Here is a 15061-nt window from a genome sequence, read left to right as displayed (position 1 = left end):
AAGCGGATAAAAGTAAGGATTTTAAAGCAAAATGACTATTTGAATTAGGACTTCCTGTTGAACACGATTATAAATAATATCAATAAATAATTTGCCAAACTTGTTAAAAGTAAAAGGGGCGGTATCTATGTAGATTCCTTGTCTTATATGGGGATCACCAACACTCAAAGTAATATTTCCAAGGCCTCTACAAAAATGAAGCGACAGTGCCCTTCTAACAGTTACCTATACTTATTTTTTTAATGAAATTTATACTAAAACAAGATTTCTCCACTCTCCCGACAGCTGTAGGGATCGATCGAAATGACAATTCACCCTCCCCTCATCAACCATTGGCTTCTTTCTGCAAATAATCAAAAACCCTTTGAACCCCTTCCTCAGGAGTAATATCGGTGGTGTCAATTCTGAGTTCCGGATCTTCGGGTTCCTCATATGGATCACTGATGCCCGTAAAATTATCAACTTCTCCTTTTCGTGCCTTAGCATAGAGTCCTTTTACATCACGGTCCTCACATACTTCGAGCGGTGTAGAAATATGAATCTCGGTAAAGTCCTGGCACATATTACGAACAAAGTCACGGGCATCTTGGTAAGGTGAAATAAATGAAGCCACCACAAATACACCATGCTTCTGCAGCAGGCTGGCTATAAAGCCAACTCTCTTAACGTGATCATCGCGCTCTTTTTTAGAAAATCCCGTTGTGGGAAATACCTCACGCACCGCATCTCCATCTAAATGTTCAACCTCGTAGCCCTGTTCTTTTAGCTTAGCATATACTTTTTCTGATATGGTACTTTTTCCCGATCCGGAAAGTCCTGTAAACCAAAGAACGGTGGGTTTTAGGTTATATTCGTTTTCTTTCATATCACAAAGTTTCTTTTTCTAATAGTTTAGCTTTTTATTAGACAGGCGACAAATGACTGGCGATCGTCTTTATTTTATTGCGCTTTTAAATGCATTTAATTTTGCAAATAACTTTGATCCCAATTGCTCAAAGTCTTTGACCAACTTACTGTTTCGATCTATGTATTCTCGCCTTTGAATCAATCGAATACACGCAATAACCTCTACATGCGACCGAATTGCAAAAGAAAAAAATCTTGACTGCTGAGCATTACTTTGCCCTATAGACCCCTCAGCAATATTTTAAGCAATTGAAGTAGAAAACTCTTCTAAGTTGTGAATTCAAATTATACTTTTCATCATTCGGTAATTTTTTTGCGATATCATATAAAAGAGCGTTAAACTCCATTGCAAGTTTCCAGACTTCCAGTTTCTCAAACTTATATGTCATAATAGTAAGATCTTAATTAAACGTAGCGGTCATCCGTCGTCTATCAACCGTCTTTAATGTAAGACCATCTATCAATCAACACCTTACAAATTTTTGGCGTAGCACTACTTTTCCGTCCTCGGTCCGCAGTCGTTTAAATAATCAAAATTCTACATTCTCTTTTAGGCCAATTAAAAAAGAGCCATTTTTCAAATCCGACTTATTGTAAGTCAAGGGCGATTCATGAACTCCTTCTCGCGCCGAATAACGATATACTGCATCACCGGCCGCCACATCCCACTCCATCGTTGGACCCATTCGAGGATAGATATCCGCTTTGCCTTCCGCCACTAAACAAAATTTTATAGAACTTCCCGCTGGAATCGTCTCTTTTACCGTAAGTCCTTTCTCATTTAACAGAGTAACAAGCTTATCAGACCCATGGGACCGACTCTGCACCGCAACAAGTGTCTCATCTTTATCACTTCCTGTAGAGTAAATACGTTCCGGAGCGTCCGTTCCCACCTGTTTAAACGACCCTTTCCCTTGTTCTGCATAATACATTGTCTGCTGATCTGGAACATAAACGACTCCCAATACCGGCATCCCATCTTCAATCAAAGCGATATTAACCGTAAACTCCCCATTCTTTTTGATGAACTCTTTAGTTCCATCGAGCGGATCAACGATCCAAAATTTATTCCACTTCTTCCGATCTTCATAGTCTGGAATACCCGACTCTTCTGAAATAACGGGAGTATCAGGATCCAATTCTTTTAGGGCATCAATAATAATATGATGCGAAGCCAAATCGGCCTTCGTAAGCGGAGAATCATCATCCTTTCTGGTGATCTCCACATCCTGCGCTTCGTGATAAATTCCCAGTATCGCTTCACCGGCTTCTTTGGCAACGCCAATAATTTCTTTCAGCATATTTATATTTTTTATTTATCGGGATAACTCATCCTTCTTAATTTTTCCTAAAAAGGCCAAATTTGAGGCACCAAAAATATGGTAATTGCTGCACTCATCAAATTTAAGGGTAGACTTCTTCGTAACAATTTCACGATTTTAAAACGGTCCTTATTAACCTACAAAATAACCAAATCGTCATGTCGAACGAAACGTAGTGGAGTTGAAACATCTATCCTGCTTCCTACATTTTTTCTGGCCATGATAGATCCCTCCGTGCGCTTCGCTTAGTCGGGATGACATGTCGGATATCTGAAGTCCTTCAAGACTGAAAAAAATGAAGTTCGAACAGTTTATCCGTTTCAAGCAGAGCGTAGAAACGAAAAAATAAGTTACTTTATCACTTCATCACCTTATCAATTAACGACTACAAAAATTCATTTAACATTCAATATCTCACACCTACATCGGCCAAACGTAAGGTATCAAGATAATGAGAACAGACCACAGTGTAATCTGCAAGAGAAAACCTACTTTAAAGAAATCGGTAAACTTATAATTACCGGGCCCATATACCATCAAATTAGTTTGATAACCGATTGGAGTAATTAACGACATAGAAGCTGCCAAAGTTATCCCAATTACCAATCCGCGTGCCTCAATACCCTGTGTTTCTGCAACAGATAAGGCAATGGGAAACATGATAGCTACTGCCCCATTATTTGTAATGAACTCTGTTAAAATCACGGTAATAATAACCACTCCCGCCAGAGTTGCTCGAGGTCCATAAGCACTTGTCAGCTCAACCATGCCCTCTCCAATAATTATAGCCGCTCCACTTACTTCCATCGCTTTTCCCAATCCCAAAGCCGCACCAATGACAATTAAAACCGTCCAGTCGACCGACTTTCGCGCTTCTCCGGCTTCAATAACATTAAAGCTCAAAAGTACAGCCACACCCAAAATGCCAGCCAGTGCTATATGGAGTACGCCTCCTGCAACCAAGCCAACCACGCCAAATAATACTGCTACCGAAATATATAAGTCCTTACCGCCCGGCCGCTCCTCAATTATTTCTTTTGGTTCTCCGGGAGCTTCTCCCCCAGCCTCACTGGTTAAGAAAAAGTCTTCAGTATCTTCATGTGCTCCTCGGAAACCTCGTCCCGTATCCAGCAAAAGAACATCTCCGGGATGTAATACGAATTTTCCCAGTGGCTGATCTATCCGGTGACCCCGGCGACGAACTCCCGTAACCGCCGCACCAAAACGTTCCAGCAATTGAGCTTCACCCACAGTAGCTCCTACTAAGCGCGATCCCTCTTTTACTACTACTTGGTGGAGCTCCCGATGTTTTTCATTTCTCCTGATGGTACGCGGTGGCTGATAGGCTAATTTCAGTCCAGGATATCCTTCAAGCTCAGGTTTTTTGGAAGCGATGCCACCCTTTGCAGCATAAAAAAGATGATCGCCGGCACGCAGCTTTTCCTCATCCGGTACGGGTGCAATTTCTTGTTCATTCCGATTGATCCGCGACAGATAAAATCCTGAAATTGTTGATAATCCCGCTTCGGAAACCGTTTTTCCTATAACATCAGCTCCATCTGTAATCTCCAGCTCTACCAGCAGTTTTCTGTTTTGCTCTTCCTGATAGCGAATATCACGCCGGGCAGGAGTAAGTTTTGGTGAAACAATTACCAAATATACTAATCCCACAATAGCACAGGGGACGCCTACCCAAGCCAATTCAAAAAATGAGAATCCCTTAAAACCGTGACTCTCTAATAAACCGTGGGTAATCAGATTTGTGCTGGTACCAATCAACGTACAGAGTCCGCCTAAAATGGCCGCGTATGAAAGAGGCATCAGCAGCTTAGATACCGGGATATGATGTTTCTTTGCCCAGCTCCGTATCGCCGGTATTCCCATAGCTACAATGGGCGTATTATTCAGAAAGGCAGAATAAACTGATACACTGGGACATAACCGCAACAGGATTCGTTGTACACTTCTGGTTTCGTTACCTAAAATAAAATTACTGGCTTTATCTAATGCCCCACTTTCTCGGAGTGCAGCTCCAATAACATACAAACTTCCCAACGCCAGCAGTGTTGTATTTCCAAATCCCAGGAATGCCTCTTCAAGACTTATTACACCGCTGACCGTGACAACTGCCAAGCCGGTTAATAAAACAGCATCCGGGCTCCATAAATCAATGGCCAATGCCACAAAACTGAGCACCAGTACTACTAATATGATAATAATATCAATACTCATGAACACTACTATAAATTTCTGAAATAGATAATTCTACTTAAGATAAAAGAACTCTGCAGATATGCTATTACAATTTTAGATTTTGATCTAAAATCGAATGCGGGCCTGAATACCGACCTCGCTGCGCTGATCTCCTTCAATCTGATTCAGCCCACTACCGATAACCTGTGTATCTTCATAGACGGTAATACCAAATTTGGCCCAAAGTTCCAAAAAATTGAAGGGTTCGTAATTCAACAACACATACATTCGCTGCCCTTGATCAAAAAACGATTGACTTGAAAATACATACAGCAGATCATTTTCGAACTGGTAAACACGTGTTGCAAAACTTTCGGTATCGAACATGGAAAGCCGTGTATCCAAACTGAATTCATCATTGATTCGCAATCGTAAATCCTGGTACAACAAATAACCAAGCTCCATATCTTCTCCGGCCTGTCGGCTCCGAACCACCTCTCCCCTTGTACGCAAGCGCACATTTCTATTTACCCAATATTCAATATTCGCCCGGAAGCTGCTACGTTGTGCATCCCCCAACCGGCGCTGACTCCGACCGAAAGAATCCAACACCTCATATTCATCATCCTCAATTTCACTGCGCAACTGTACATAAAAATTGAGATCACTTGTAAAATCCACCTCTGCCTTTGCCAGCCAATCAAATCCCTGAGTAGGTTGATTAGTGCCAAAGCGGGCGCTGGGAAATCGAAACTGGTCGATATACGCACTAAGCATTACTTTTTCGCCAATAACATGACGCATTCCCAAATAGATACCTTGTTCGTTTTTGGGCTGACCGGATACCTCTCCAAATCCATTCCCTAATATAGATTGAAACTCTTTCTGGTACTTCCGATACGCCAGCGTTATATCCGTATCTTCACCGATACTACTTTCAACACCGGTAATAAAGCCATATCCTCCATTTTCACTTTGAGCAATCTCTCCAAAAATAACAGCAGGTCCAGCTAAAAAGGTATAATCCAATCCGTAGGCATAATTTGAAGTACCCTCAAAATCGTACTGTGCATACGTTTGATTACTGGCCGCGATATACCGATCGAAGGTCGTTTGGTAACCAGTCGCACCAATAATACTAAAAGGCAGCTCTAATTGAATATGTCCACCATATAACGTCTGTTGCAAATTATTTTTCTGCAGAAACTCATTTTCCGTGCGATGATATCCATCCGTTCCCGGGAAGCGAGTGGTATCGGGACTTATTTCACTCGCACTGCGTTTTCTGTTTGAATAGAAACCGGTAAACTGAAGTTTCCCGCCATACGTCACTGCCCCGCCGCGATAATAGTTTGTTTCCTGCGCTGATGTGTAAGGCTTTATGCCTCGGCCGTTGCGACTCACAGCCCCCACCACATTACTTCCTTTTCCAAAAGCAGCTCCACTCCAAAGCACCAATCCCTGGCCAAAACCCAGACTATAATCTCCACCCACTAACATCTGCAAGTGTCCATTATTTTCAAGGGCTACATGCCAAGTGCGGTGATCAAATTGAAAGGGTCCTACGAGCTCTTCACCGGGATCTTTTTCCTGCGTTAAACTTATTGATAAGTGATTGCTCTCATATCCCATACGCTGATAATACTTGATCGGGCTACCGATATACCCTCCTTCCTGTGGTGGTTGCTGATATCCCTTTCCTTCTTGCAGGTCGCGCTGAAAACGGGAAAACATCTGAAACTCCCCATCAGATGTCCAATAACGCGGATTTGTATAAAGCGCTTTTCTCAACTCAAGACCACTTCCCACCGTTACATAAGGACGCACCTGTTCCAGGGTTACCCGGCCGATACCCGATACCTCATCCAACTCTTCAATCGTTTCGAATGGTTTTACTTCGGATCGATATGCGATGATACCGCGAGCAAGTTTAAGATTTAATCCCGGGATTTGTAGCAGTGCATTTACGCTGGCATTATTAATATTAATGGGATTTTCGGCCAGCTCTTGCAGAAGCTGTGTCATCTGTTCACTGTCAAATTCGGTGTCGCCGGGATCAAAGTTTTCAATGGCATCTTCAAGATCATCCTGTACCTCCGAACGGGTGGTATCCTGCTGCTGTGCCAACACAACAATCGGCATAACAAAAAATAATCCCAGTATAAATAGTAGACTGCTGCGCATTACCAAGTAACTTTAAAATCGATGGCGGGACTATATCCCAACACTCTATTTTCATGACGCTGAACAGCTATATTCACAGCCCACAAATCCCTGCTGTATCCAAATCCTCCCCAAAATGTCAGGGGTTCGGTGGTAATACCCGCACGTCCAACTAAATTTTCAATAACCGATACCTCAACACCTCCACGATATGAGATGGGAAACTGTACATCCTTGACTACATCACTGGTAAACAAGGCAATATCAGATAATTGATATGATAATCCGATGCTTAGCTCTCTGGGCAATTTTTCATTATTGAGTGATCCATACTCCGGCTGATTAATATTTGTAGCCTTGGCTCCAATCCATAAATCAGATACAACAGGAGCCGCCACTCCCACATCTACTCCAAGCGCCCCGGCCGAGCCATAGCCACCTCCCATTGTAACGTGGCTATAATTGATGATAGCCCCAAAATGAAATCCGGCAAACGAATTCTTATACCCGATCCGTAACCTGCTTTCATTAAAAAGGTCATCTCCATAACGATGCGCACCCGCTCCCACAACGCCAAATTTTGTAGGATACGATCCCGAAAAAGCCATATCGGTTATTTCTGAAAGACCAAAATAGCGAACACCAAAAAACGACACTGCACGTTCATCCTCCGACATCAGCGCAGGATTGCCAAATATTGACCAATCTGTTCCCTGCAAGGCCGATGTCGCTTGTCCAACAGCAAGTTCTCTGGCACCAATAACGGCTTGTGCTTGTACCGATGAGCCAACGCCACTTATCGCTAATAATAGCATACTTAATAAAATGTGCTTATATCTGTGTAAATCGAATAGCTTTCGTATCATATAAGTAGTCTCTCTGATGATTTTAAGTAATCTATAAATTCAAAATGAATATTTCCTCTTTAAAAAAGAATATTTCGATATTTCTTTTTTTGATCCTCTTTATAGGAGGCCCTCAAAGTATTTGGGCTCAAGAAATTAATGCGAATGTAACAATCGACCGGAGCCAAATAAATAGCACCTCACTGGGCTACCTTGATAAGCTTCCTCAACAAATTGAGGAGTATATCAATCAATACGAGTGGACCAACGCAAACTTCAATGAAAACGAGCGCATCAAAATGTCTCTGCAGATAAATTTATTATCCGTTGAGGATTACAATTTTAAAGCGCAAATAATTGTTCGGTCCCAACGCCCGATTTATAACACCACCCGCAATACAGTCCTCTTTCTCTTTAATGACGAGGAATGGGATTTTGAGTACACTCCCAACCGTACCTTCCTGCATGATGAACTCCAGTTCGATCCGCTTATCAGCTTAATCGACTTTTATATTTATATTATTTTAGGTTATGATTTTGACAGCTTTGAAGAGCTGGGCGGTACCGAATACTACCAACGGGCACAGAACATCCTATCTCTTGCACAAAGCACCTCCGCTATAGGGTGGTCGCGCAGTAGCAACCAACGGAACAGAGCCCAGTTAGTTTCGAATCTTCTGCAAACCAATTACGAACTATTTCGGGCCGCCCTTTATCAATATCACAGAGAAGGAATTGATCAATTTTTGGATAATCCCGAGCAGGCACGCAACCAGATTATATCAGCATTGGAAAAAATCCAGCAAGCACAACGACAAACTTCCTCAAACCTACTTTTTGATATGTTCTTTAATGCCAAGTATCGCGAACTAACCTCCATCTTTGAAGATGCTGAGCCACAAATTCGACTGGAAGCCTACAATATGTTATCAAACATTGATCAGAGCCATCTCAGCGAATATCAAAAATTACAGTAATTCCCAGCTCTAACGTTGCTATTTAAGACTTCAAACACTTTTTTATATGTGTTTCTATATGTAAGTGGCAACCTGCTGAATATTTAATGTCAGGTTTTGTATATTCTCAGCCTGAGGAGTAAATCTTTTCCATTCTAACTGAAAATATTTTCATCGTATGAAATTTTACGTCTGTATTAAACAAGTCCCCGATGTAGATGCGCCTATCCAAATTAAAGATGGCAACCTGATTCAAGATACCGACCGTATGGTACTCAATGCCTACGATGCTTCGGCCGTTGAGGAGGCGCTTGTCCTCACCGAAGAACACGACGGCGAAGTAGAAGTCGTGCTGGTTGGTCCCGATAAAGCTAAAGAAACCATCCGAAAAGCGCTTGCTATGGGAGCCGATAAAGCCACACATATCACTACCGAAGATGACGTCGATTATGATTCAGCGGTATATGCAAAGATTCTGGCAACTTTTTTTAAAGACAAAGAATACGATGTTATCTCCTGTGGAAAACAGTCGCAGGATACCGATGCGGGACTGGCAGGGAGCATGCTGGCACAACATCTCGATCTGCCCTACGCCACCAATGCCGTGGGACTCGAAATGGACGAGGATGAACTTGTAGTAAAACGGCAGGGCGATTCCGGACAAGAGATAATCGGACTTTCGCAACCCTGCCTGGTAACCTGCTCGAATGACATGAATGAGCCTCGTATCCCCAGCCTGAAAGGAATTATGCAGTCCAAGCGTAAACCGATGGAAACCATTGCCCTTTCGGATATGAACATGGATGAATCGGCCCTTTCTGCGAAAACGAAAGTAACCGGTTACATGGAAAAGCCCGAACGTGAACCTGGACAGAAGTTTGAAGGCGAACCCGACGAGTTGGCACAGAAAGTAGCCCATCTCCTCGACGAAGAAGAAAATGTTATTTAAGCTTTCAGGCTTCAGCTATCAGCTCAGTAGATTGCTGAAAGCTGATCGCTGATAGTTCAATTATTGAAATTGATAATCTATAAAATATATTATCCAACGAAATGAGTACTCTACTAACCCACATCGCTGTAAGTGACGGAAAAATAAAACGATCTTCCCTTGAAGTATTATCCAGGATGACGGAACTCGCTGAAGCCAACGGCCACACCTCGGAAGCTGTCATCATTAATGCCAATGCTTCTGATCACGTTGAGGAAGTTCAAAAATATGGTGCTTCTAAAATTTATACGATTGAAGACCCTATTTTTAAAAACCATCAAAGCACGCCGCTACTTAAGGCACTTTCCAAAGTGATGGATAAAGCAAATCCCTTTGTGTTTGGATTTGGTTCTACCGAGGGGACTAAAGATATTTTGGGAGCTTTAGCTGCTAATACTGATGCAGCTGTACTGTCGGATGTCTCCCAATTCGAGCTTACCGACGGTGGCATTGAAGCTACACGTCCGGTAATGGCGGCAAAGATTCTTTCGGAAAATGAAGCAAGCGGAGATAACATTCTGGTCTCCGTCCGGTCGGGTTCATATGATCTAAATGAATCTCCCACCGAAGGCGAAGTCGTAAACATCGATTTTAGTTTTGATGAAGATAAACTTAAAGCGACCCTTCGGGAAATTATTGGTGCTTCCGGTGATAAGATCGATCTTACTGAAGCTGAAACGATTGTTGCTGCGGGACGAGGTGCCAAAGATGATGAAGGGCAGGAGTTAATTGAGGAATTAGCCTCTGTGCTAAACGCCGCGCTCGGTGCTTCCCGAGCATTGACAGAAGCGGGAATTATGGACCCGAGCCTGCAAATTGGTCAGACCGGAAAAGTAGTTTCGCCACAGCTCTATATAGCCGTAGGAATTTCCGGAGCCATTCAGCACGTGGCAGGTATGGCCAACAGCAAGGTGATTGTAGCAATCAATAAAGATCCCGATGCCCCAATTTTCGATATTGCTGATTACGGCATCGTTGGAGATCTTTACAAAGTATTGCCACCGTTTATTGAAGAATTGAAAAAGATAAAAGAATAGAAAATTTCAAGTCATAAATGTACTCTCGTCACGACGCTCTTCGTCGTCACGAGTAATTCGTTATTGATGTCGCAACGCAGAGCATTGCGACAAGATAAATAAACTAATTATTCAATATTTCTTATGATGGACGAAAAGTTTGACTGTATTATTGTGGGTGCAGGTATTGCCGGATTAGCAGCCGCTATGACATTGGCCCGCAATAACATGAAGTTTTTACTCATCGAAAAAGGTGAATTTGCCGGATCCAAGAACGTCTCGGGCGGTGTACTCTGGGGTAGCGATCTGGCCAAGCTCGTCCCCAATTACTGGGAGGAGGAAGACGGCGGCTGGGAACGATTTATTAACCATCGCCGGCTTACCTTCATGGATGATCAGTCAACGTTTTCCATCGATTTTAAATCCTCACACTTCAATGAAACGCCCTACTCCGGCGTCGTCGTCCTGCGTTCCAAGTTTGATCGCTGGCTTGCGGGCAAGGTTCAGGAAGAAATCGACAATAGCGACTATGCCATGGAATCATTCATCGCCACTAATATTAAGGTAGATGAAATCCTTATGGAAGATGATAAAGCAGTAGGCATCCGTACTGGCGATGAAGAGTTCCATGCCGACAGCGTCATTATCTCAGAGGGCGTTAATAATCTACTTACACGCCAGGTTGGACTACAGGATGATTACGTTCCTGCCGATCACATGCTGACCGGCATCAAAGAGGTCATCCGCTACGACCAAAAAGTGCTGGAAGATCGTTTTCAGCTCAATGGACTCAGTGGTATGTCAAACGAGTTCGTCGGCTTTGCTACCGATGGGGTTGAGGGGGGAGGTTTTCTCTATACCAATCGTGATACCATTTCGCTCGGCTTAGTGGCGGGGATCAAGGATATGCGGGAGAAAGAAAAAAGTCCGCATGATTTATTAAATACCTTTAAAGCTCATCCTGTTATTCAGGACACCATCAAAGGAGGCGAAGTCATGGAATATTCAGCGCATGTTGTTTCATCCGGAGATAAACGGGCAATGCCCAAAGAGGTGTACAAGGATGGGGTTCTGCTATGTGGTGAGGCAGCAAACTTGCTAATGAATGCCGGAAAAGCCATTCAGGGCATGGATTATGCAATGCGGTCCGGTATTCTGGGAGCAGAAACGATTGTAAAGGCTAAAGAACGCGATGATTTTACAAGTAATACACTAAAGGAATACAAACAAGCGCTCGAAGAAAGCTATGTAATGAAGGATATTAACACCTTTCAGGATGCGGTACACATGCTGCATAATCCGACGATGTACCAGGATGTGCCGAACTTGATTTGTGACTTCGGACGGAAGTTCTTTACCATTGACAACGAGCCGACAAAGAAATCGCGTGAGCTCATGAGTGAATCCATCAAGGAGCACTCTTCGTACTGGGATCTCATGAAAATCGGATTTAAAGGAGCTAAATCGTTATAGAAATTAAATACCAATAAACATGTCATCCTCAATTTATTTCAGGATCTGAACTCAAGTATTTTATAGATTGTGAAACGAGTTCAGAACGACATCTGCTAATTAATGGCAAGTCATCATTTATTATGAAATTACTTGATCTTACAGAACGACTGGGATTGGTCAGCTATCGCAACCAAGCAAAATCAGATATTAAGCCCCATATTGAGGTCGATACCGATATCTGCAATTCTGTATGCCCGCACAAGTGCACAACCTACGTTTGTCCCGCAAATTGCTATACGATGGATGAGGACGGCCAAGTACATTTTCAGGTTGAGGATTGCATCGAATGTGGTACATGCATGTATGCCTGTGATCAGGGAGCAGTGGACTGGAATTACCCCGATCCGGAAATTGGACGGGGCGTAACGTGGAATTTCGGATAGTCTTTCGTTGCCACACAGAGCGGAGCAACAAGATATAAAAGTAAAGCATAATCTTGTTACAATGCTTGGTGTCAAAAGGAAGTCATCAGTTTAAAAAACTTGCCCTGAATATTTTTAATTATTTGATTACAAATTTTTACCTGATCAAGGTATACTTTCCCCAAGTAAGGCTTGTTTCCCAAAACGATTTATCAAAATTTTTCTATTTTAATAGGGAGATAAATTCCAATCTATTTTAATTCCATCTTATGAGTACCGACGTAATGCAAGGACCTACTGAGCTTAGTTTTGAACTTTCAGAAGAACAGCAACTTATTCGCGACAGTATTAAAGATTTTGTTGAGCGCCATGTTAAACCGGGTGTTAAAGAGCGCGACGCCAGTAAAGAATTTCCACACAGCCTCGTAAAAAAGTTAGCCGACCAAGGTTTTATGGGAATGGTTCATCCCGAAAAATATGGTGGCGGTGGCGTAGGACACGTCAGTTTTTGCCTCGCCATAGAGGAGATTGCCCGATGGGATGCTTCCCTTGCCCTGACCGTAGCCTCGCATACTTCCCTTGCATCGGGACATATTGCCCTGGCAGCAAACGAATCCCAAAAAGAAAAGTACCTGACGCCCCTTGCCAAAGGTGAAAAGCTGGGAGCTTGGTGCCTCACGGAACCCGGCTCAGGAAGTGATGCTTCGGGAATGAAAACAACAGCTATTAAAAAAGGTGATAAATACATTCTTAATGGTACTAAAATTTTTATCACACAGGGCTCAGTGGGAGATATTTACGTAGTTTTGGCTAAAACAGATCCTGACAAAGGAACGAAAGGGATCAGTGCTTTTATTGTTGAGGGTAATTGGGATGGCGTTGAATCGGGTGGCAAAATGGAAAAGCTGGGAATGAATTCCAGCGATACGACGGAAGTCATTTTTGAGGATGTAGAAGTACCCGAAGAAAATCTGCTCGGTGAACTGGGCAAAGGATTTGTGGATACGATGAAGGTTCTCGATGGCGGACGTATCGGGATCGGTGCCCTTTCGGTTGGAATTGCTCGTGGTGCTTTGGAAGAATCCCTAAAATATTCCGGCGAACGTAAGCAGTTCGGATCTCCGATTGGCGACTTCCAGGCTATTGAATCAAAGATTGCTAACATAGCTACGGAAGTCGATGCGGCTCGAATGTTGGTCCACCGCGCAGCTTGGCTAAAAGATCAGAACAAGCCATTTACAAAGGAAGTCTCAATGGCAAAGCTTTTTGCCTCAGAACTGGCAGTACGCGCTGCCAACGAAGCGGTTCAAATTCACGGCGGTTACGGATACATCAAGGAATATCATGTTGAGCGTTTTATGCGCGATGCCAAACTGATGACTATTGGCGAAGGCACCTCCGAAGTACAACGCATGATTATCGGCCGTGAGCTCAAGAAAGAATTCTGGGGATAACTGCTGTTAAATGTTAGCAAGTTGAAAGTTGAATGTTATATCCCTTCCACTTGAAACCTGCAACTTTCAACCATATCATTTACCTTCGATTAAAGAAAACTTACATTAAATAATTATTTCATGGCCAGCAATAGCTTTAATATTGACGACCCGTTTCAGTTTGAATCCGAGCTCTCCGAAGATGATCGTATGATCATGGAGACGGCTCGCGACTATGCTCAGAGCAAATTAGAACCACGCGCCCTGAAAGGAAATCAAGAAGAATATTTCGATCCCAAAATTGCCACTGAAATGGGCGATTTAGGACTCCTCGGTTCCTATCTCCCCCCTAAATACGGAGGTGTAGATGCCAGTCAAACTGCCTATGGACTCATCGCTCGTGAAGTTGAGCGCGTGGATTCGGGTTACCGTTCATTTATGTCGGTGCAATCGTCGCTGGTAATGCTGCCCATCTTTGAATTTGGTACGGATGAACAGAAAGAACGCTTTCTACCGAAGCTCGCTACCGGAGAACTTATCGGCTGCTTTGGATTGACCGAACCCGACCACGGTTCCGACCCCGGTTCAATGAGTACAACTGCGATTAAAACAGATGGCGGCTGGATCCTGAACGGTGCCAAAATGTGGATTACCAATTCCCCAATCGCTGATGTGGGTATTGTCTGGGCGAAGGCGAAAGAAAACAAGGACGATGATGGAGAAATTCGTGGTTTTATTGTAACCAAGGATATGGACGGCTACAGCGCACCGTCCACAAAACATAAAATGTCACTTCGTGCTTCCGAAACCGGAGAAATGGTTTTTGAGGATGTGTTTGTGCCTGACAAAAACACTTTTCCCGATATTCGTGGACTCAAAGGTCCATTTACCTGCCTTAACTCTGCCCGATACGGCATTGCCTGGGGCACGGTTGGAGCTGCAGAATTCTGCTATCAGAAAGCACGTGAATATGTGCTCGACCGCAAACAATTTGGGTACCCTATTGGGGCAAACCAGTTGCCGCAAACCAAGTTAGCCAACATGCTTACGGATATCACACAAATGCAACTGCTTGCATGGCGACTTGGCAAACTTAAAGACGAGGGACGTTCTCATCATTCTATGGTATCGTTAGCCAAGCGAAACAATTGTGGAACGGCATTAGAAATTGCACGTATAGCTCGCGATATGCACGGCGCCAACGGTATCACCGGCGAATACCGCGTCATCCATCACGTAATGAATCTCGAATCAGTAAACACCTACGAAGGTACTTACGATATTCACGGATTAATATTAGGCCGGGAGATTACTGATATTCAAGCGTTTGTTCCCCGTGGAAATGATATGCCAGAAGAGTAA

General features: G+C 43.3%; 14 protein-coding genes. 7 read left to right on the top strand and 7 right to left on the bottom strand.

All coding sequences use genetic code 11. The features are described 5' to 3' along the window. Window positions 1-325 precede the first annotated feature (325 nt). The 7 genes from cysC to ACQ4LT_RS09960 form a co-directional block, all read right to left on the bottom strand. Window positions 326-865, bottom strand: a complete 540-nt coding sequence (cysC, locus tag ACQ4LT_RS09990; RefSeq protein ID WP_445665893.1) for an adenylyl-sulfate kinase — start codon at window positions 863-865, stop codon at window positions 326-328. Window positions 866-934: 69 nt separating this feature from the next. After that, window positions 935-1144 carry a four helix bundle protein gene (locus ACQ4LT_RS09985; protein ID WP_445665922.1) on the bottom strand — a complete coding sequence of 70 codons (210 nt, stop codon included), beginning with the start codon at window positions 1142-1144 and terminating at the stop codon, window positions 935-937. Beyond that, a complete protein-coding gene (locus ACQ4LT_RS09980) occupies window positions 1137-1295 on the bottom strand; it encodes a four helix bundle protein (protein WP_445665892.1) in 159 nt (52 codons plus the stop codon). The genes ACQ4LT_RS09985 and ACQ4LT_RS09980 overlap by 8 nt, the downstream gene beginning before the upstream one ends. A gap of 141 nt (window positions 1296-1436) precedes the next feature. Continuing rightward, window positions 1437-2207, bottom strand: coding sequence for a 3'(2'),5'-bisphosphate nucleotidase CysQ (gene cysQ, locus ACQ4LT_RS09975; protein ID WP_445665891.1), 771 nt, complete (start codon window positions 2205-2207; stop codon window positions 1437-1439). 441 nt (window positions 2208-2648) lie between these two features. After that, the gene (locus ACQ4LT_RS09970) at window positions 2649-4460 is read right to left on the bottom strand and encodes an SLC13 family permease (RefSeq protein WP_445665890.1); all 1812 of its coding nucleotides are present in this window, start codon (window positions 4458-4460) and stop codon (window positions 2649-2651) included. Window positions 4461-4547: 87 nt separating this feature from the next. Beyond that, on the bottom strand, window positions 4548-6605 hold the full coding sequence (locus ACQ4LT_RS09965; protein WP_445665889.1) for a ComEA family DNA-binding protein: 2058 nt from the start codon (window positions 6603-6605) through the stop codon (window positions 4548-4550). Further along, the gene (locus ACQ4LT_RS09960) at window positions 6605-7399 is read right to left on the bottom strand and encodes a hypothetical protein (RefSeq protein ID WP_445665888.1); all 795 of its coding nucleotides are present in this window, start codon (window positions 7397-7399) and stop codon (window positions 6605-6607) included. Before ACQ4LT_RS09960 ends, ACQ4LT_RS09965 begins: the two co-directional genes overlap by 1 nt. Window positions 7400-7494: 95 nt before the next feature. Here ACQ4LT_RS09960 and porD point away from each other — a divergent pair, with 95 nt between their 5' ends. From porD to ACQ4LT_RS09925, 7 genes are all read left to right on the top strand, one after another. Further along, a complete protein-coding gene (gene porD / locus ACQ4LT_RS09955; RefSeq protein WP_445665887.1) occupies window positions 7495-8406 on the top strand; it encodes a type IX secretion system protein PorD in 912 nt (303 codons plus the stop codon). Window positions 8407-8563: 157 nt separating this feature from the next. Then, a complete protein-coding gene (locus ACQ4LT_RS09950) occupies window positions 8564-9334 on the top strand; it encodes an electron transfer flavoprotein subunit beta/FixA family protein (protein ID WP_445665886.1) in 771 nt (256 codons plus the stop codon). 101 nt (window positions 9335-9435) lie between these two features. After that, window positions 9436-10410: an electron transfer flavoprotein subunit alpha/FixB family protein gene (locus ACQ4LT_RS09945; RefSeq protein ID WP_445665885.1), complete on the top strand. Its 975-nt coding sequence runs from the start codon at window positions 9436-9438 to the stop codon at window positions 10408-10410. Between the two features lie 123 nt (window positions 10411-10533). Next, window positions 10534-11862: an FAD-dependent oxidoreductase gene (locus ACQ4LT_RS09940; RefSeq protein ID WP_445665884.1), complete on the top strand. Its 1329-nt coding sequence runs from the start codon at window positions 10534-10536 to the stop codon at window positions 11860-11862. Between the two features lie 122 nt (window positions 11863-11984). After that, window positions 11985-12287, top strand: a complete 303-nt coding sequence (locus ACQ4LT_RS09935) for a ferredoxin family protein (protein WP_322573571.1) — start codon at window positions 11985-11987, stop codon at window positions 12285-12287. A gap of 248 nt (window positions 12288-12535) precedes the next feature. Then, entirely contained in the window at window positions 12536-13720 is a 1185-nt protein-coding gene (locus ACQ4LT_RS09930; protein WP_445665883.1) for an acyl-CoA dehydrogenase family protein, read from the top strand. Between the two features lie 120 nt (window positions 13721-13840). Beyond that, on the top strand, window positions 13841-15061 hold the full coding sequence (locus ACQ4LT_RS09925) for an acyl-CoA dehydrogenase (protein ID WP_445665882.1): 1221 nt from the start codon (window positions 13841-13843) through the stop codon (window positions 15059-15061).

The organism is Fodinibius sp. AD559 (assembly GCF_052712805.1).
This window is presented reverse-complemented; position numbering and strand designations above follow the sequence as displayed.